This window comes from Vibrio sp. V30_P3S12P165, assembly GCF_009904905.1.
In the GTDB taxonomy this organism is placed as follows: Bacteria; Pseudomonadota; Gammaproteobacteria; order Enterobacterales; family Vibrionaceae; genus Vibrio; species Vibrio fujianensis.
The window spans coordinates 44,652-63,623 of record NZ_WXWH01000013.1; the positions used below are offsets into that span (position 1 = coordinate 44,652).

13 protein-coding genes are annotated in these 18,972 nt (G+C 44.0%); 3 read left to right on the forward strand and 10 right to left on the reverse strand.

Features of this window, described 5'->3' with window-relative positions:
• The 3 genes from oppB to CAG57_RS02830 form a co-directional block, all read right to left on the reverse strand.
• Positions 1 to 921 (reverse strand): oligopeptide ABC transporter permease OppB, encoded by a 921-nt coding sequence (oppB, locus tag CAG57_RS02820; RefSeq protein WP_099612604.1) that lies wholly within the window; start codon positions 919 to 921, stop codon positions 1 to 3.
• A gap of 99 nt (positions 922 to 1,020) precedes the next feature.
• A complete protein-coding gene (locus CAG57_RS02825) occupies positions 1,021 to 2,652 on the reverse strand; it encodes an ABC transporter substrate-binding protein (protein ID WP_161428407.1) in 1,632 nt (543 codons plus the stop codon).
• 582 nt (positions 2,653 to 3,234) lie between these two features.
• The gene (locus CAG57_RS02830) at positions 3,235 to 3,618 is read right to left on the reverse strand and encodes a DMT family protein (RefSeq protein ID WP_161428406.1); all 384 of its coding nucleotides are present in this window, start codon (positions 3,616 to 3,618) and stop codon (positions 3,235 to 3,237) included.
• 263 nt (positions 3,619 to 3,881) lie between these two features.
• On the opposite strand from CAG57_RS02830, the gene CAG57_RS02835 reads away from it, so the two are divergent.
• Both CAG57_RS02835 and CAG57_RS02840 read left to right on the forward strand, forming a co-directional pair.
• Positions 3,882 to 4,796 (forward strand): aminoimidazole riboside kinase, encoded by a 915-nt coding sequence (locus tag CAG57_RS02835; RefSeq protein WP_161428405.1) that lies wholly within the window; start codon positions 3,882 to 3,884, stop codon positions 4,794 to 4,796.
• A 334-nt stretch (positions 4,797 to 5,130) separates the two neighbouring features.
• Entirely contained in the window at positions 5,131 to 6,519 is a 1,389-nt protein-coding gene (locus CAG57_RS02840; RefSeq protein ID WP_161427595.1) for a carbohydrate porin, read from the forward strand.
• Positions 6,520 to 6,601: 82 nt separating this feature from the next.
• On the opposite strand, the gene CAG57_RS02845 is transcribed toward CAG57_RS02840, so the two are convergent.
• Both CAG57_RS02845 and CAG57_RS02850 read right to left on the reverse strand, forming a co-directional pair.
• Positions 6,602 to 8,233, reverse strand: coding sequence for a glycoside hydrolase family 32 protein (locus CAG57_RS02845; protein WP_161427596.1), 1,632 nt, complete (start codon positions 8,231 to 8,233; stop codon positions 6,602 to 6,604).
• A 182-nt stretch (positions 8,234 to 8,415) separates the two neighbouring features.
• Positions 8,416 to 9,402, reverse strand: a complete 987-nt coding sequence (locus tag CAG57_RS02850) for a LacI family DNA-binding transcriptional regulator (protein WP_099612609.1) — start codon at positions 9,400 to 9,402, stop codon at positions 8,416 to 8,418.
• Between the two features lie 253 nt (positions 9,403 to 9,655).
• On the opposite strand from CAG57_RS02850, the gene CAG57_RS02855 reads away from it, so the two are divergent.
• Positions 9,656 to 11,095 (forward strand): sucrose-specific PTS transporter subunit IIBC, encoded by a 1,440-nt coding sequence (locus CAG57_RS02855; protein WP_161427597.1) that lies wholly within the window; start codon positions 9,656 to 9,658, stop codon positions 11,093 to 11,095.
• Between the two features lie 176 nt (positions 11,096 to 11,271).
• Here the strand turns inward: CAG57_RS02855 and CAG57_RS02860 are convergent, their stop codons facing one another.
• Genes CAG57_RS02860 through CAG57_RS02880 form a run of 5 tightly spaced genes read right to left on the reverse strand, consistent with a single transcriptional unit; the run spans position 11,272 to position 18,780 of the window.
• Complete coding sequence (locus CAG57_RS02860) at positions 11,272 to 12,414, reverse strand: sensor histidine kinase (RefSeq protein WP_237665780.1); 1,143 nt, start codon at positions 12,412 to 12,414, stop codon at positions 11,272 to 11,274.
• The gene (locus CAG57_RS02865) at positions 12,398 to 13,087 is read right to left on the reverse strand and encodes a response regulator transcription factor (protein ID WP_161427598.1); all 690 of its coding nucleotides are present in this window, start codon (positions 13,085 to 13,087) and stop codon (positions 12,398 to 12,400) included. The genes CAG57_RS02860 and CAG57_RS02865 overlap by 17 nt, the downstream gene beginning before the upstream one ends.
• The gene (locus CAG57_RS02870; RefSeq protein WP_161427599.1) at positions 13,081 to 16,233 is read right to left on the reverse strand and encodes an efflux RND transporter permease subunit; all 3,153 of its coding nucleotides are present in this window, start codon (positions 16,231 to 16,233) and stop codon (positions 13,081 to 13,083) included. Before CAG57_RS02870 ends, CAG57_RS02865 begins: the two co-directional genes overlap by 7 nt.
• Positions 16,230 to 17,414 (reverse strand): efflux RND transporter periplasmic adaptor subunit, encoded by a 1,185-nt coding sequence (locus CAG57_RS02875; protein ID WP_161427600.1) that lies wholly within the window; start codon positions 17,412 to 17,414, stop codon positions 16,230 to 16,232. Before CAG57_RS02875 ends, CAG57_RS02870 begins: the two co-directional genes overlap by 4 nt.
• The gene (locus CAG57_RS02880; protein WP_161427601.1) at positions 17,401 to 18,780 is read right to left on the reverse strand and encodes a TolC family protein; all 1,380 of its coding nucleotides are present in this window, start codon (positions 18,778 to 18,780) and stop codon (positions 17,401 to 17,403) included. Before CAG57_RS02880 ends, CAG57_RS02875 begins: the two co-directional genes overlap by 14 nt.
• Between the last annotated feature and the right edge of the window lie 192 nt (positions 18,781 to 18,972).

Below are 18,972 nucleotides of genomic sequence, written 5' to 3' on the forward strand. Positions count from 1 at the left end.
TTAATAGCGAATTTTCGGATCAATCATGGCGAGTAAAATGTCTACAATGGCATTGAACAAAATAAACAGGAAACCGATTAAAATCGTTACCCCCATCACCAATGAATAATCTCGGTTAAACGCAGCGTTGACGAAGAGTTTGCCGATACCTGGTAAGCCAAAAATCGTTTCGATCACCACTGAACCGGTGATAATACCGACAAAAGCAGGCCCCATATAAGATACCACGGGTAAAAGCGCGGGTTTCAATGCATGTTTCACTACAATGTACCGGTAACTCAACCCTTTGGCTCGCGCTGTGCGAATAAAATTACTGTTAAGTGTCTCAATCATGGAACCACGGGTTATCCGTGCAAAGGTGGCAACATACAGTAAAGACATCCCTATAACGGGAAGCACTAAGTATTTCGCGCTGCCATCCATCCATCCGCCCGCCGGAAATAAATTCCAGTGTAGAGAAAATAGATAAATCAGGGCTGGGGCTAACACGAATGAGGGCATCACCACCCCTAACATCGCCGTCGACATAATGGTGTAATCGATCCAAGTGTTATGTTTTAAGGCGGCGATAGTTCCCACACTGACCCCCATAATGAGGGTAAAGATAAACGCGACCAATCCTACTTTTGCCGAAACAGGTAAAGCAACAGCAATGAGTTCATTCACCGAATAATCTAAATATTTAAAAGAGGGGCCAAAATCCCCTTGTAATACATTTACGAGGTAGGTGGTGTATTGTTCAAAGACGGGTTTATCTAAGCCATATTTAGCTTCAATATTAGCCATAACTTCAGGCGGAAGTGAACGCTCACTAGAAAACGGATTTCCTGGTGCAAAGCGCATAAGAAAGAAAGATATCGTGATCAACACCAACATGGTCGGAATTGCTTCAAATACCCTTTTTGCGATGAATTTAAACATAAACTCACTCTTGCTGTCTGTGACAATTGAAAACAGGTAGACGCTGTATGCGCAAGCACATACAGTGTCTCAATCGTTATTTCGTGGTTACCAACAAAATTACTCAGCTTTGATATAAAGATCTTTCGAGTAAATTTTTTCTTCTGGGTTATTGGACGGGAAACCACCCACTTTAGGCGAAAGTAACCGAGATTTCACATATTGATAGATAGGTGCAATCGGCATTTCTTTGGCGATCAGTGCTTCGGCCTGAGCATAGTTCTCTTGTCGTTCTGACTCAGAAGTCGATGTTAAGGCTTTCATGATGATGGCGTCATAATCGGTATTGCCCCAATGTTGACCACCCGTTGTGTTATTGCTCATCATCAAAGTTAAGAACGAAGAAGCTTCATTGTAATCACCACACCAACCAGCACGTGCTACTTCAAAATCGCCTTGATCTTTTGAAGAGAGATAAGTTTTCCACTCTTGGTTTTCAAGCGTCACATCAAGCCCCAGTGTTTTCTTCCACATTGAACCTAGTGCGACAGCGATTTTTTTATGGTTTTCTGAAGTGTTATACAGCAAGCTAAATTTCAAAGGGTTTCCTTTCCCGTAGCCAGCTTCTTTCAGTAGGCGTGCCGCTTCTGCGTTACGCTCTTTTTGGCTCATTTTTCCGTAAGCAGGGTATTCTGGATGGAAACCGGCAGTAATTTCAGGGGTTAAGAAATAAGCAGGTTTTTCGCCTTGAGCCATAATAGCATCAGTGACAATGTTACGGTCAATAGCGTAGGAAATCGCTTTACGTACACGAACATCATCAAATGGCTTTTTCTTGGTATTAAATGAATAATAATAAGTACATAAATTACCTACCACAGAAACCGATTCCGGATACTCTTTTTTCAGCCGGCGGAAGTGTTCAATAGGCAATTCATAAGTAATATCAATTTCACCCGCTAAAAAGCGGTTCATCTCTGCGACTTGGTTTTCAATCGGAAGAAAAGTCACTTTATTGATTACGGTATGGGCATTATCCCAATATTGTTCGTTACGAGTCAGAACTAGCCGTTCATTCACCACCCAACGATTAACCACATACGCTCCATTACCAACAAAATGCTCTGGCTTAGTCCAGTTGTCACCATATGTCTCAATGGTTTTTTGGTGAACTGGCGTCATTGTGGTGTGCCCGGTCATCATGACAAAATAAGGCACCGCCTTTTCAAGTTCCACGACTAAGGTATGATCATCCAACGCCTTTACCGCAAGTGTACTTTTGTCTTTTTTTCCTGCGACAATTTCTTTGGCATTTTTAATTTTGGTGTATTCCATGTACCAAGCATAAGGCGAAGCCGTAGCGGGATCGAGTGCGCGTTGCCAACTATAAACAAAATCTTGTGCGGTGACTGGATCACCATTCGACCATTTTGCTTCTTTTCGTAAATGGAAAGTGTACGTTTGGTTATCTGTGGTTTCCCAGGATTCAGCAACGCCAGGAATGACATTACCATCTGCGTCTTGATTGACCAACCCTTCTAACAAATCACGGATAACATGTGACTCGGGAACGCCTTGCGATTTGTGCGGATCAATGGTCGCCACTTCGGTCCCATTGCCTCGCACTATTTCTTGTATCTCTGCTAGTTTTGTTCCGGGAGGGACATTCGCTGCGAAAGCAGTAAAAGAGGTGGTGCCCACTGCTAAACTTGCGCTCAGCAACAAGGTTTGAGTGATTTTATTCTTATTCATCGTCGAAAAACTCCAAGTTTTTATCTTGCATCCATGACTTCACTATTGAGTTTCTAGAACGGCCAGAATAAAGGTCATAAACCAAACTCAATAGAGAACTTGGCACATTAGCAATCATTGAAGTAACTTGCCAATAAAATGTAGCTTGAGCAGATGATATTCTTAATCTACATCAATAATCAGCGTATAACTTCAGTTGAAATTGGCTAAACAAGGATGATCTAATGTCAGCGCAATATCGTTGATAATATATGCCATAATGTCTCGCCCATGCTTAAAATAGAGACCTTAGACATTGATCAAAAAATTAACATTCGAAGCCAAGTGCGTCGAACAAAAAACACCAATCAACGCGTTAATAGCTCGAATCTGTGAAGGCAATCGCTACCTTGCACCAAGATAAATCGGATGCCCCACTTTGCTTCATTCAAAAATAGAATTAAAAATTAATCGGACATAACCAAAGCGCCTATATCAATACATGACTTCTCAAGCAATATTGAAGAGCGGCGGTACTTTGGTTCCAATCACAGGCACTACAGATTGGAACCACTTCAGAGGAAGAGAGAAAGGAGTCGCATTTTACGCGATAGCACGAGTCAAGATTTCCAAAATTTGTGGTCGAAAAATAAAAAAGACCGCGCCCAACAAGCAAAGCCCCGCCCAAACAAAGTCCATCCTAAATGGTTCTTTCATATAGATCAGCGCAAACGGCACAAAAACCGATAAAGTAATCACCTCTTGTAAAATTTTGAGCTGGCCTAAATTGAGCACAGTATAACCAATCCGATTTGCCGGGACTTGAAACAGATATTCAAATAAAGCAATTCCCCAACTCAATAATGCAGCAACAATCCAAGGTTTATGGCCCAGTTCACGTAGATGCGCATACCAAGCAAAGGTCATAAAAATATTGCTGATCAAAAGCAGCCCTATGGTAACCAACATAGGAGGAAGAACGAACATAATGAAAACTCCAATCAAAGAGAAATAGCTGAAGCACAAAACGCGTGCAGTGTGCGCTGAGTCCTGATATTCGTCAATCTACAATTTGAAATTTTCATTAAACTGGGAACGATACCGAAAAGTAAATCAAAAAGCTCGCCATTTTATTCATTTGTTCTTTATTGATCACAATTTGGCAAGTCAAAGACTAGACCCGCTAGCGAAAGACTTTGCAAGATTTTTTCAACCATTACACTAAAGAAAATTCTTGTGGGAGACAGTCAATGAGTAAAGTATGGGTCACAGGCGACGCGGTTGTCGATCTTATTCCTGATGGTGAGCAACACTATTTAAAATGCCCCGGTGGCGCACCCGCTAACGTTGCCGTTGCGATTGCCCGCTTAGGCGGACAGAGTGCTTTTTTTGGTCGAGTTGGGAACGATCCTCTTGGTCGATTTATGCAGCAGACACTCACCAATGAAGGTGTGGATAGCACATATTTGCTGTTGGATGATCAGCAGCGCACCTCTACCGTGGTGGTAGATTTAGATGACACAGGTGAACGCAGTTTTACGTTTATGGTAAAACCCAGTGCCGATCAGTTCTTACAGCCCAATGATATTCCTGAATTTCATCCCGGTGAATGGCTACACGTTTGCTCAATTGCACTCGCCAATGAACCCAGCCGTAGCTCAACCTTTGCCGCGATCGATCGCATCAAACAAGCAGGGGGATACGTCAGTTTTGACCCTAATTTACGTGCAGAGGTCTGGCAAAATCCTTCAGAACTCATTGATGTGGTCATGCAGGCCGTGACCAAAGCCGATGTGGTGAAATTTTCAGAAGAAGAACTCACGCTTCTCACCCAAACAGAGACCATTGATGCAGGGCTCGATGCGCTAAAAGCACTGAATATTCCTCTTGTCGTGATTACTCAAGGAGCAAAAGGCGCATTAGTTGTCACGAATGAATACCAACAATTAGTCACAGGAAAGGTAGTTAAGCCTGTCGATACCACAGGCGCTGGTGATGCTTTTGTGGGAGGGTTATTGTATCAACTTTCCACCAGTAATCCGTGGCACCAAAATTTGGAAGCGGCGATTTTATGGGCGCACGGCTGCGGCGCGTTAGCGACTACGAAAAAAGGGGCGATGACCGCTTTGCCAACCCAGCAAGCTCTACTTGATTTCATTCGTTAACTGCCTCTTTCTTCTCTTTTTTGTTAGCGAGCTTTCTTGTCAAAAGAAGGTTCGCTTTTTGACTTTGAAATAGTGTGATCAAACACAATGCATCAGATCACAAAAAACTGCGATTGTGTGATTACGCTTAAATTTCCCATTAATTTATAGGGATCGTTCCCTATTTATCTTATACAGTTATATCGAACTAAAGATAACGTAAATCTCATTTATATCGAATTGTTCAGGATAAAATGGGTAAAATTGGTCTATTTTTCTACGCTAATTCAACGATCAATCGGGAACGTTTGCAAACTCTTGATTTATCATCCAATTCATGTGGAGAAAAAGCACAATGAAAACGAAAACATTAGCACTAGCCATTGCCTCAACCCTACTCCCAACCTCTGCGGTATGGGCAAATAATGATATTGCGGCGTTGGAAACTCGAATTAATGAGCTGGAATCACGCCTCATGACCACAGAACAAACCGCTCAACAGGCCTTCAATACTGCCTCTCAATTCGAGTTTACTGGCTATGCGCGCGCAGGATTGTTAACCAATGATGACCTTAACGGCGCAACAGGAACAGGGCCTTATATGACCGCGGCCGGCAGTTTAGGAGCCCCCATTGGCCGTTTAGGTCTGGAAGCCGATAAATACTTAGAAGCTAACCTTATCCATAATCGTGTATTGGATGATGGCTCTAAAGCACGCTTTCATATCATGTTGGCCGATAGTGTAGAAACCAATAATGAGTGGACGGCGGATGACAGCCAGTTAAACGTACGCCAAGTCTATGCGGAGCTGTCTAATTTAACCTCTTTTAGTGGTGCATTTGAAAATGCTACGGTTTGGGCGGGTAAGCGTTTTGACCGTGATAACTTTGATATTCATTTCTTTGATTCCGATATTGTCTTCCTTTCGGGTACCGGAGCTGGGGTCTATGATGTTCAACTTGCCGATAACTGGAAAGCCAACTTCTCTCTCTATGGGCGAGATTTTGGAGAGATTGATAGCGCCAACACCAACATCGAAAACTACATAGCGACCATGAATAACCGATTCGGTCCTTTGCAAGTGATGATCAGCGGTATGGTTGCCGCAGATAATAAAGATCAAGCGATAGCCGCCGAGTCAGCGACAAAACGGGCAGAAAACGGGATCCATGCGTTATTTGCTTATCATGGCAGTGATTTCTTTGGCTTTAATGAGGGATCATCTTCAACTGGGTTACTGCTTGGTCAGGGACTTGGCGCAGAGTTAAAAGGTATTGGCTCTAATGGCAATTTAAACGATGATGCTAAAGCACTTCGTCTCTTTAGTTATGGGGTGACCCGCTTTGCTGAAAATTGGCGCTTTGCTCCCGCACTCATGGCGGAATATAGCCAAGATCGCATTAAGAAGGATGATAAATTCAAGTGGGCTTCACTTAACATACGCTTAGCTCAAGAGTTGACAGAAAACTTTGAGATGGTGTACGAAGGGTCATATCAATATATGGACTTAGATAATAGCGTTGAACAAGCCAGTGGCAACTTTTACAAAGCAACTTTAGCGCCAACCTTAAAGTTATCGACCGCATCCGGCTTTTTTGATCGCCCAGAGCTGCGTTTTGCTGTTAGCTATGTGGATTGGAGCCGAGATTTAGATAACTACGCCATTAGCCTTGCCAATGATGCCAGTACAATGGGTAAAGGTGGTGAAACGATGTTTGCTCTCCAAATGGAAACGTGGTTTTAATAGCTCAAGACTTTAAGCATGACAAAGGCCCCTCACAGGATGTGAGGGGCCTTTATATTAAAAAGGTTATTTTAGGTTCACATTAGTAAGGGGCAAAGCCACCGTTCATTGCGCTTAATTGTGCAAATTGTGCACTAACTTCAGCGCCAATCAACGAAATACGGGTAGCATCCATCGCCGTGAAAACACGCCCGGTCATCACCTGTTCCCCTTGGTTAATAAAGATTTCTAATGAGGAATGATCAGCTAAAATCTGCAAATGGACTTCTTCTGACTCTAAAGCGAGTTCACGGACAGTATCTCCTTGACGAATCTCCGTTTGGCTACGATCAAAACGAAGCACCTTGCTGTCAGCATCAAAGGACAACACCACTTTATGCTGCGCATTTTCCATTAAATGTAACTCACCGCCCAACGGTAGGTTCAGGATCAATTCGAAGCTTTTTGTCGCCACATCAACCCCTCGTTCATTTAATGTCAGGGTTTGAACGTTTCTCCGTAACAGCTCAAGCTCAGCAACAGGACGTTGAATGACTTTTCCTTGCTGCCAGCTCAGCTCGCGCAATGCTGTAAATTGGTGTATCCAGCCATTGTCACAGCTTGGGTGATCTATCTCATCAGGGAGCCCCATCCAGCCGCAGAGCACACGTCGTCCATCAGGAGTTTGAGCCGTTTGTGGGGCGTAAAAATCAAACCCTGCATCCAACTGCCAACCTTGTAGAAAATGAAAGTGCCCTTGTTCATCCTGCTCTACAGTAAAGATTCGGTTTTGGTGCTCAATCGTATGATGAGGATTTTCAGAGCGAATCCCTTGAGGGCCAAAAACAATGAAGGCTTGCTCTTCGAGTTCAAACCAATCCGGACATTCCCACATATACCCATAAGGGGCTAATTCTTCACCGTATAAGCGATCAAATTGCCAATCTTGTAAGTTGGGAGAATGGTAAACCGCCAATCGCCCCTGTAATGTCTCGGTCTGCGCACCAAGTAACATCTGCCAACGCCCTTGTTGATACACCACTTTAGGATCACGAATATGCTCAGTAACACCATCTGGTAAAGAGCGAATAACGGGGCCTAGCTTAGTGAAACCGCCTTCAGAGTTAGCTTTGGCAACGCACTGCATGGTCTGCCGTTGTCTATCATGCCCTAATCGTGTATTTCCGGTATAAAACAACCACAGATCGTCACCATCACTAACAGCATGACCAGAAAAAACCCCATGGCTATCAAACCAATCCGATGGCGTCAGGGCAATCGACTGCCATTGCCAATGGATTAAATCTTGGCTTTTAAGCAATACCCAATATTTATCTTTATGCTCACAAGCAAAGGGATGCCACTGATAAAACAGATAATATTCCCCTTGATGGTAAATAAATCCATTTGGATCATTCAATAAACCTTGTGGTGGAGAAATATGCCATTGAGGGCGATAGGGGCATGAAGTGGGCTGAAGGTAAACCGACGCCTGTTCACGTTGCTGCTCTGCTATCTGACGGCCAACCGTTGCTAAGTGTTCATCCGTAATGGTTTCATCACGTACCATCGAAAGTTGCCATTCACCTAGAACCGACTCAGCAACAATGTGATCGGGCAAAGGTTTCACACGCTGAGCATCATGCACAGCAACCGTGATCCGCCCTTTTGGAGCGAGAATACGTAGTATATTGGTGATACCACCAGCGAGATCAATCAACGAATCAAGAGACATATGCTTACCTAACCATTAAATTCGGGAACGTTCCAAAAATATAAAACATCACTCAACTAGGCAAGTTTTTCCGTCGTATAACCAAGTATAGGATAGTTGAATGTGAAGCAGAGCACAGAAACCTCTCTTTGATTGTCAGGATAATTCGCTATCTTGACAACAATGCGAGTGGATGCGACTCATCAACAAGTTTGACGATCAATGTTTTGGAAAGTTAGCACCACTTTGCTCATCTCTAACCCTTGCCCAGAAATACGCTCCAACAGCATTTTCGCCGCATTTTCTCCTGCTTTATCAAAAGCATAGTTAAAGGTAGATAAACTAGGATTACTCACATAGGCCAGCTCATCGTTCCCAACCCCTAGCACTTTTACTTGCTGACCCACGGCAATCCCCTGCTCTTGTAATGCTTTAATCGCTCCTACCGCTAGCCGGTCGGTCGCACAAAATAGCCCATCCAAGTGTGGATAAGCGGCGATTTGCTGCTTAGCTAAGCGATAGCCCGACTCAATCGAAAAGTCACCCCGCACATGAAACAATAACTCTTGTTGATGCAAAGCCAGTGATTGTTCAAGCCCTTGAGAACGTAAAACATCTACCGCCACATCATCACTTTGCACCCCAATAAAGCCGATATTTTGACAACCGGCGGCGACTAAGCGATTACCGGCCTCAAAACCAACACGTTGATCATCATGAACGACACTAGGAATATTATACAGTGAACCATCTTGACCAATTAAGACCACGGGCACCGGAGACTGTTGAATCGCTTTGATCAAAGCGGTATCAAGGTGGGTTGCATAAAAAACAATACCTTCGACGCGTTTTTGATTAAAGATTTGAATATATTCGAGTTCCTTGGCATGCACTTGATGAGTATTAGCCAGTAAAACATGCTTACCCGCCTGCTCAAAAATGGCAGTTAATCCATCCACACCTTGCGCTGTGGCATGGGAAGAGACGCGAGGAACAATCACTCCGATCAGATTGGTTTTTTGTGATTTCAGATCTTTCGCCACTTGATTGACCACATAACCACAATCAGAAACCGCCTTTAATACTTTGATTTTTGTGGACTCTTTGACACCATATTCATTATTGATCACCCGAGATACCGTAGATTTAGATACCCCGGCTAAGCGGGCAACATCATGTAAACTTGCCATTGCGACTCTTTTCCATCATCAGTTTGGGATTGATTGCAAAATTACTTGATAACCATTTTGCTGATAGCGTGATTCTACCCTTGTTTTATGCATTGTTGCTTAAGCTTTTAGCGATCTTCTTCACATATTTTTTGATTTTATTTTGACCATCACAGATTTATTGACAAGAATTAACATTGCAAACGTTCCCGAAATTAAAATTAGCCAAACGAAAGACTATCATACAGACAAGTAACAAGAACCGGGGTGAGTTATGGACTATCCAGTCATAGCAAAACAACTTATGGAACACTTGGGTGGTAAAACAAACATCCAAGCGCTCGCACACTGTGCAACTCGATTACGCCTAGCCGTCAAAGACGAGTCTTTGATTAATGAACAAGCCATTGAAGAACTTGATGGTGTAAAAGGTCAATTTAAAGTCGCAGGTCAATATCAAATTATATTTGGATCTGGCGTCGTTAACCAAGTCTATGCCGAAATGGCAAAACTAACGGGCTTAGCTGAAATGTCCACTAATGATGTGGCTTCAGCCGGTGCGCAAAAACAGAATATAGTACAACGGGCAGTCAAAGGGTTATCGGATATTTTCGTGCCCATTATTCCGGCGATTGTCGCCGGTGGCTTACTGATGGGGTTATATAACGTCCTGACGGCTACAGGATTATTTATCGATGGGAAATCATTAATCGATGCCAATCCGGGCTTGGCTGATTTAGCCAGCATGATCAATACCTTTGCTAATGCTCCTTTTGTTTATTTGCCCGTTCTGTTGGCTTTCTCTGCTTCACGAAAATTTGGCGGTAACCCGTTCCTGGGTGCCGCTCTCGGGATGTTGATGGTACACCCCGACTTACTCAATGGCTGGGGATTTGGCAGTGCTTCCGTTTCTGGTGACATTCCAGTTTGGAACATCCTTGGCTTAGAAATTCAAAAAGTTGGTTATCAAGGTTCGGTTCTGCCTGTTTTAGTCGCGGCCTTTATTCTAGCTAAAATTGAAAATGGTCTGCGCCGTATCGTTCCATCGGTCTTGGACAACTTATTAACGCCGATGCTGGCGATTTTTATCACCGGTTTCCTGACCTTTACGGTGGTTGGCCCTCTTACTCGTGATGTTGGCTTCCTATTGGGTGATGGACTGAACTGGTTGTATGAATCCGCTGGCTTTATCGGTGGCGCACTCTTTGGCTTTATTTATGCGCCATTTGTCATCACAGGCATGCACCACAGTTTTATCGCGATTGAAACCCAACTGCTGGCAGATATTGCCGTAACTGGGGGGACGTTCATCTTCCCAATAGCAGCGATGTCAAACGTAGCTCAAGGGGCCGCCGCTCTTGCGGTAGGCCTCACCACTAAAGAAGTAAAAATGAAGGGTATTGCGATTCCTTCCGGTATCACCGCGTTACTCGGTATTACTGAACCCGCAATGTTTGGGGTTAACTTAAAACTGCGTTATCCTTTTATTGCTGCGATTTGTGGTGCCGCGATTGCCAGTGCCTTTATCACCCTATTCACCGTTAAAGCACACGCACTGGGTGCCGCCGGGTTGCCAGGCATTATCTCTATCAGCCCAGATAAAATTGGTTACTATGTGGTCGGTATGATCATCGCGTTTATCGCCTCTTTTGGTCTTACTCTACTGCTTAGTATGCGTGAAAAAGCGAAACTGGGTGCTCAAGCCAACGCGTAATACGTCCCCCTATAGCGTTTACGCCTTACCCGCTCTAAAGAGCGGGTATTTTTATGGCTTCAAAAAATGAATAGTGACATCTCGCCCATGTAAATATTTCACCGTTTCACACCGCCAGTGATACTGCTTAATAATTCGGTTAGTGAGTTCTAATCCGAGGCCAAACCCTAAATCTTCTATTTTTTGCGGCTATCTTCTCGATTTGAAATCAAAACCTGAGCGTCCTCTTGGCGAATCACCACTTTTCCACATTGGGTATGCTGATATGCATTTCTAATTAAATTACTCAGTACAATTCGGTATAACGTTGCAGGAAGCCGATAAGATTGATGATGTATATTCACCTCTAGCTGCACTTTTTTATTATCAAGCAAATAGCTAAGCTCTTGGCAGATCTGTTCAATTGAGCTTCCTAAGTCAACCTCCACCAGAGGGAGCTCTGTTTCTTTTCCTCGGTTGAGCCACAATAAAGTTTCACACAGATCACTCATTGTTACGCCAGCGCGACAAATACGTTCCAATACTTGTTGACGCTTTTCCGGTGAACTTTGTTTTTCAAGCAGTTTCATCAATAACTCACTATTACTACGAACAACAGCTATCGGTGTTCGTAATTCATGACTTGCATGAGCGAGGAATTTTTGTTCTCGACGAAGCGCACTATCAACTGAAACGAGACTGTTTTTGACCACCTTAGCTAAGCGATTCAGTTCGTTATAATGAAAATCAGGCGCAGGAATCACTAACTGTTCAGGCGTTAATTGTTTTGCCCAAAGTGCTAGCCGCTCGACAGGTTTTGCTACTCGTTGTACTAAAAAATACATACACAAACCAAATAAACCAATACCAAGCACGGCATAACTAATCAGTTGAACAAAATGGGGAATTTCTCCCCAAGGCCGATTTTGTATCAGTTCAGGACGTTGAACATCATCCAACACACGATAAATGTAGAGGGGGTCGCCAGCCGTTTGATCATAACGCATTAAAAACACAGCGCGCTCAGGTGCTGAAAACCAATGCTGATTTTCGATATATTTTACAAATTGCATCGGTTGTTCTAGTGGTTCAAATAACGCGGCAATGTCTGATGGAATGGCTTGCCAATGATGAGCAACGTGAAACCCCATCATCATTTCTGTTTTTTGTCCCGTTAATGCGACCTCTCGACCAATATCCATCATCATCATCCGCATTCCACCATCCAATCCTTGCTCGAAATAGTTTGCCGCTAAATGGGAGAAGCTGACAACCGTGATGCTGGCCATTGCCATCATCACACAGATAAGGAAAATCTTCAGGCTACGGCGTAGTTTCATCGTTATCCTGCTGTTGGATACTGAACCCAAACCCTGGCACCGTCTTAACCATCGTCGGCCATCCCTCTTGGTCTATCTGCTTACGTAGCTTAAACATATGCACTTTTAGGCTGTTACTGTCTGGCTGTGCTTCTCCCCAGATCATCTGAATAATTTTTTCCCGAGTGACAACAGACGGATATTCTCGCATCAATAATTCCAAAATTTTTATCAAGATCGGTGAGAGCTTCAACTCTTGCCCATAACGGCAGGCTTTACGCAGCGATAAATCGAGTTCGAGTTCACCAATCCGTAGTTTTGTAGCCTGTCCGCTCCGCCGTTTAGACAACACCAACATGCGCACCATGAGCTCTTGCATAGCAAACGGTTTTACTAAGTAATCATCGGCTCCGTGTTGAAAACCTTGCAGCTTATCATCCAAAGTATCACGCGCTGTCAACATCAAAACCGGTGTTTCAATGCCTTGTTCACGAATACGTCGACACACTTCTAAACCTGCAATTTTCGGTAAGTTGAGATCCAGAATAATCACGTCGTATTGATAAGATGTAATCAGGTTATAACCCACTAGACCGTCGGCGGCAAAATCACACTCTATTCCTTCTAATTGCATATAGTCGATCAGTGCCGTCGCAAGATCGAGGTCATCTTCAACCAATAAAACCTTTAGCATGATGCTTTACCTATCACTTTACACGTAACGTTTTTTACTATATCCACGACTCCCTTCTGTATCTCATACTGAATATAGAGTAACACGGGTATTAACAGTAAAGTAATCATCGTAGCGAACATGATGCCATACCCTAATGAAGCCGCCGCAGGTTTTAAAAACTGAGCTTGCATCGATGTTTCGCTCAGCAGAGGAATCAAACCTGAAAATGTGGTAATGGATGTCAAAAGAATTGCACGTAGTCGGCTATTACACGCTTCAATAATGGTATCCAATATGGGTTTCCCTTCTTCTTGTAAACCGTTATAACGGCTGACCAACAGCAAGCTATCATTCACCACCACGCCACTTAAAGCTAAAATACCAAACATAGACAAAATGCTTAAGGTCAACCCATTCACCCAATGGCCTAAAATCGCGCCGACAATACCAAAGGGAATGGCCATCATAATCAGTAAGGGCTGAATGTAAGAGCGCAACGGTATCGCTAGTAAGGCGTAAATGGCGATCATCGCAGCCACAAACATCAATTCCATCGATTGCATGGTTTCCGCTTGTTGCTCAGCTTCTCCGGCAAAATCAACCCGCAAATGAGGGTACTCTTTCTGCCACTGTGCCAAAAATTGTTGCTTAACTTGATTGACAACTTGGCTGGGTGACAACATGGCTTTATCCACAACCGCACTCACATACACCGCTCGTTGATTGTTAATTCGAGTAATGGCTGACGCTTGGTAATCAGAATCAATCATTGCAACCGAACTGAGGGGGATAACCGTGCCGTCACTGCTACGAATATTCGCATTCATGATATCTGCTAAGGTTTGACGTTCTTGTTCCGGATAACGAACACTCACCGTGACTTCATCTTGTTTACGCTGAAATTTTTGGACTTCTCCACCCCCAAAAGAATGCAGAACTTGATCAGCAAGTTGTGCCGTCGTTAACCCCAAAGCTCGTCCTTGTTCGGTTAATGTAAAGCGATACTGTGGTACTCCTGGGCTTAAGTTGCCATCAATGCCGCTGATTCCCGGTATAGTTTGCAGATAAGCTTTCACGGCCTTTCCCGCAGCCGTCACCTGTTCAGCATCGCTGGCTTTTAACTCAATTTTAAAGTTATCAACCATATCCATGCTGGCCAATACTTTGAGTCTTTTAGCGCCTTCCAGCAGACCTATCTGCTCATTCCATATTTTTGTAAACTGATTGGTGTCGTATCCCGGAGAGTGAATGAAGGCGATCGTAACACTGCCTTCGGTATCAGATGAAGCCAATACCTGCAGGCTGGAAATACTGCTTTGTTCAGTAGGTAATCCCAGCTGAGCACGAAGATGGGTATCCGCCCTTTTCGCTGCCTGTTCAATCACTAATAAATTTCGATGAGTTTGCCCAAAGCTGGCATCGTCTAACATCGTGATATCTGCCGAAGCGATATCACGAGGAATATCGGGAAAGAAAGCCATTTTAACCGTTCCAGACATAGGCAATGTCGCAATCACGATCAGTAGGCTAAGAAATAGCAATAATGTTGCGTAACGAAATCGTAAACACAGTTTAATAACAGGCGTGTACATCTGATAATTCAAAAAATTCAATACTGAATCTGCGCTACGCTGAACTCGACTCCAACCACCTTTTGTTGCATTGCGATGAGTATTTAGGTGAGCAAGATGAGACGGTAAAATCAGTTTTGATTCCACCATGGAAAGCAATAGACAGACCGTCACAACCGCAGCAAACTGAGCAAAAATTTGCCCAAGCCCACCTGTCACATTGGATAACGCCATAAATGCAGCAACGGTAGTCAGCACACCAAACACGGTAGGTATTGCGACTTTCATGGCCCCTTTAATCGAGTTATCTAGGCTGTCACCCTCGTTACGCCGAGTGTCATAAATGCTTTCGCCTACCACCACCGCATCATCAACAACAATCCCAAGTGCCATAATAAAACCAAAAGTCGTCATCTCATTGATAGTGAGGTTGGCAAACGAACCTGTCATGAAAAATAGTGAGCCAAAAAAGACAAACGGTAAGCCCGCAGCAACCCAAAAAGCCACTCGAACGTTTAAAAACAGCGCCAGAACAAAAAAGACAAGAATGATGCCTGATATAGCATTTTTCACCAGTAAACTGAGGCGATCATTAATCATCTGGCTTTGATCGTACCAAGTCTCTAAGAAAATCTCTTCTGGCAATAATTGTTGATCTCGCCATTGCTGTACGACTGATTTTGCTTGCTCAGCAATTAGAGTGACATCACCATACTCGTCCATCACGATTTCAATCGACATGCCATTTTGTTGGTTATAACGAGATAATGTGAAGGTGTCTTCATCAAATGTTTCTCGAACAACGGCTATCTCACCCAGTTTAAGTGTTGTACCTTGTGAAGTATTAATAAGAGGTATTTGAGCAAATTCTTCCGCCTCATACCTCTGGTTTGCCACTTTCAGGCGAACCGCTTTATCACGATGACGCAAACTGGTCATAAGAGGTGTCGATGACTCCGCATTCACCTTATCTTCAACGTCAGACAAACTTAGGTTATAACTTTGTAAATTGGCTTCATCAATATCGATAGAAATAACCGGATCAGCGCTCGCTTTGATTTCTAAATCTCGAATGGCAGGTTGTTGCAAAAGATCGGTTTTTAACTCTTGTGCTAACGACTGCAAGGTCGCTCTATCCACGCTACCATAGAGCTGAACCCAAATGGCGTGATCTTGCATACGATCTTTTTCAATGATCGGTTTTTCTGCATCACTGGGGAAATTATTGATCCCATCCACTTTTGTTTTAATGTCTGAGAGTAACGTGTTGAGATTATAATCACTGGTTTTCTCAATAGTGACCGTACTGCCGCCAGCGTTAGAGGTAGAGGTAATCCGTTTTATTCCCGGAACGCTTTCCAATGCCTCTTCAATTTTAATCGCAACTCCCTCTTCCGCTTGCTTGGGGTCGCCGCTGTTATAGGTGACTGAAACCGTCACTCGATCTGGTTCCATACTCGGGAAGGCTTCTCGACGTAACTGGCTGAGTGACAAAACGCCCATCACGATCACCGATAGAAGTAATAAGTTGGCCGCCACTGAATTTCGAGCAAACCAGGCAATAATACCCGATGGAGGAGGTGTCATACTCATAATGCTACCTCACTGATCACTTGCACTAAAGTACCGACTTGGTAACTGCTTAATGGGCGCTGAACAATTTGTACGCTTTCATGGGTAAAGGCTTTAACATACACAAAACCACCCGATTCAAACTGTTTCTCTGCTAGGATGCTGGCTAATTTGCCTTGGCTATCGATGTACCAGATTTCCCCTTGCTGAGAAATGGCTGACTGAGGCAATTTCCAACTCTGTTCGAGGGGAGTGCCCTCCACAATGGCGGTCACAAAGGTTCCCGGATATAACGGAGGTTCGATATCCAAAGGTTGAGCAACCGTTACCACCAATGCACGTTGGCGAGTATTACTGTCAAGGTGTTGCTCAACACGAGTCACATAACCGTTCCATGCCATTTGTCGATAACGCAACTCTACAGACCAGCTCTGTGGGTGACGAGCCAGCTCGGTATTGCTTCGTATCGGTAAATTCAACCATTGCGCTTCTGAAAGTGGAATAACGACTTCGACCACATCGGTACTGTATAAAGTGGCGACTTGTCCACCTTCTTGCAGATAACTGCCAAGTTGAATGTCTCGGCTCACAACTAATCCGTCAAAGGGGGCATAGATCACGGTGTTTTTCAGATCATACTGAGCTTTTGCTAACACTTTCTGTGCATTCGTTAAAGCAGCTTTCGCTTGATCCCGTTGCGGTTGACGAAGAACCAATGGTGAATCAAGCTCCCCAGATAACCCCGACCGCTGCCATTCAAGTTTTGCTTGTTCCCCTTGACGCTCTTCTTCCAAGAAATTTAAGGTGGCCGTTGCTAACTCAGACTGAGCTTCACTCACCGCTTGGTGATATTTTGTTTGATCTAAAGTGGCCAGTACCTCACCTTTTTTTACCCGCTGACCACTTTCAAGGCCCGGCCCTAATGTCAACACTCGTCCAGAAACTTCAGCGGTAATATTGAGTGCATAACGAGGTTTCACTTCACCATACCCTTGAACTTGTGCTGAATAGTGCCCTATGTTTACGTCGACAACGGAAACGGCAACGACGGGATCATGCTCAGGTTGAAGCGTATCATGAAGCAACCCGCTCTCTTTGGGTTCACTCATTTGGGACAGTTGACTATGAGCGTAAGCCATCACTCCCCAAAAAACGGCACATGCCAGTAAAGTGGTTCCGAAAGTGACCTTATTGATCCTCATTTTTAACTCCTAATCCCAATGCTAATCCCAAATCAATCCGGTTACTTAATCGGTTATAAGTGACTTGAGCGAGTTTGATTTCGATATCGTAGGTTTGTTGCTGTATGGTGAGTAGTTCAAGAATGTCTACCAATCCTTTGCGATATTTATCCAGATAATTAGCGCTGCTGCGCTGTGCGCTGTCTAGGGCTAACCTCAAATGCTGTTGCTGACGCTCCAACGCCTGTTCCTGGCCAAAAGCGCTTTCTACTTCATTCACTGCCGTCAATAAGGTTTCCTGATAAGCCCAAAAGACCTGTTCTGTCGTTAAGGCTTCCATCTCTGCTTCCGCTTTAAGTTTTCCACCTTGAAATAGCGGTGCTGTTAACTGGCCTAAAATGCTCCATAAAGGGCTGGTCAGTAAGCTATCGCTTAAGCGGTGATCGCTGTCACTCAATGCCGCACTAAAACTCAGGCTGGGCAACATGGCTTTATATGCCACTTGAGTGGTGTATTGCTGTGCTTCAATGTTGGCATAAGCGGCAATAAGATCAGGCCGACGAGCCAGATCTTGCTCTGGAAAATGAGCCAACGAAAGCAATACCGTGGGAAATTGAGCAGGAATAATAAGAGGGTCTTGGCTTCCTAACTGCCCTAATAGGGTAGTTAAATCTCGGCGAGCTGACGCTAATGTTTCTTGATATTCACCTAATGTCGCTCGAGTAGACTCCATATTGGTTAGTGCGCTATCTCGGTCTTCTAGCCCACCTAAACCTTGACAATAGCGCTCTGTCACCACCTTTTCATTACGTTGCAAAAGTTCTAACCGCTGCGTTTCGATATGAACTTGCTGCTGGTAAAGGTTAATCATCAGCCATTGCCACATAATGCTTGCCGCTAAGGTGTCTTTTGCGGCTTGGTAGTCCGCAGCACGGCTACGCAAGTTGGCGCTAGCCGCTGCTTTACCGTCTGCGATTTTTTGCCAAATATCCAATTCCCAGCTTACACTCAACTCCGTGTTGTATTGAGTATGGTTGTGCTCTTCTTTCTCTCCACTTAAGGTCAACTCTGCACTGGGTAGTTGATCTGCGGCGCTCTGTTGTTTTTGTGCATAAGCAATTTTAAGCGCTAATGCCGTTTGCTGCAGGCTAGGGTTATGTTCCAAAGCACGATCAATCCATTGCTTTAATTCAGGAATATCAATTAATTCCGTAATCGAAACCATATCAATAGCAGGCTCAGTATCAATAACAGACCAAGCCGTAAGTTGCTCAAGGGATTCAGAAACTCGCGCTTGATACGTTTGCTGAGAATGGGTGGCGCAGCCGATTAACCCCGCAATCAATAAACTCACGGCGGATAACCTTAGCCAATGCGATGACATCATAGTGGTGTACTCCTGTTGATGAACCTTAGCGTAAATAAACAGGGGTTAAGAGAGGGTTAACTTAAGAAAAATAACGCCCAGAAATTCTGGGCGTTCATATTCGAGAAAATCAAAAAACTGACGGTGAGATTAGAATTGATAAACCACTTTTAGCTCAATACTCCGCTCTGCGCCATACCCGCAGTTTACGTT

What these genes read in the sequence shown, in the direction of transcription:
- oppB (WP_099612604.1), bottom strand. Translation starts at nt 921, where the DNA reads ATGTTTAAATTCATCGCAAAAAGGGTATTTGAAGCAATTCCGACCATG.
- CAG57_RS02825 (WP_161428407.1), bottom strand. Translation starts at nt 2,652, where the DNA reads ATGAATAAGAATAAAATCACTCAAACCTTGTTGCTGAGCGCAAGTTTA.
- CAG57_RS02830 (WP_161428406.1), bottom strand. Translation starts at nt 3,618, where the DNA reads ATGTTCGTTCTTCCTCCTATGTTGGTTACCATAGGGCTGCTTTTGATC.
- CAG57_RS02835 (WP_161428405.1), top strand. Translation starts at nt 3,882, where the DNA reads ATGAGTAAAGTATGGGTCACAGGCGACGCGGTTGTCGATCTTATTCCT.
- CAG57_RS02840 (WP_161427595.1), top strand. Translation starts at nt 5,131, where the DNA reads ATGAAAACGAAAACATTAGCACTAGCCATTGCCTCAACCCTACTCCCA.
- CAG57_RS02845 (WP_161427596.1), bottom strand. Translation starts at nt 8,233, where the DNA reads ATGTCTCTTGATTCGTTGATTGATCTCGCTGGTGGTATCACCAATATA.
- CAG57_RS02850 (WP_099612609.1), bottom strand. Translation starts at nt 9,402, where the DNA reads ATGGCAAGTTTACATGATGTTGCCCGCTTAGCCGGGGTATCTAAATCT.
- CAG57_RS02855 (WP_161427597.1), top strand. Translation starts at nt 9,656, where the DNA reads ATGGACTATCCAGTCATAGCAAAACAACTTATGGAACACTTGGGTGGT.
- CAG57_RS02860 (WP_237665780.1), bottom strand. Translation starts at nt 12,414, where the DNA reads ATGAAACTACGCCGTAGCCTGAAGATTTTCCTTATCTGTGTGATGATG.
- CAG57_RS02865 (WP_161427598.1), bottom strand. Translation starts at nt 13,087, where the DNA reads ATGCTAAAGGTTTTATTGGTTGAAGATGACCTCGATCTTGCGACGGCA.
- CAG57_RS02870 (WP_161427599.1), bottom strand. Translation starts at nt 16,233, where the DNA reads ATGAGTATGACACCTCCTCCATCGGGTATTATTGCCTGGTTTGCTCGA.
- CAG57_RS02875 (WP_161427600.1), bottom strand. Translation starts at nt 17,414, where the DNA reads ATGAGGATCAATAAGGTCACTTTCGGAACCACTTTACTGGCATGTGCC.
- CAG57_RS02880 (WP_161427601.1), bottom strand. Translation starts at nt 18,780, where the DNA reads ATGATGTCATCGCATTGGCTAAGGTTATCCGCCGTGAGTTTATTGATT.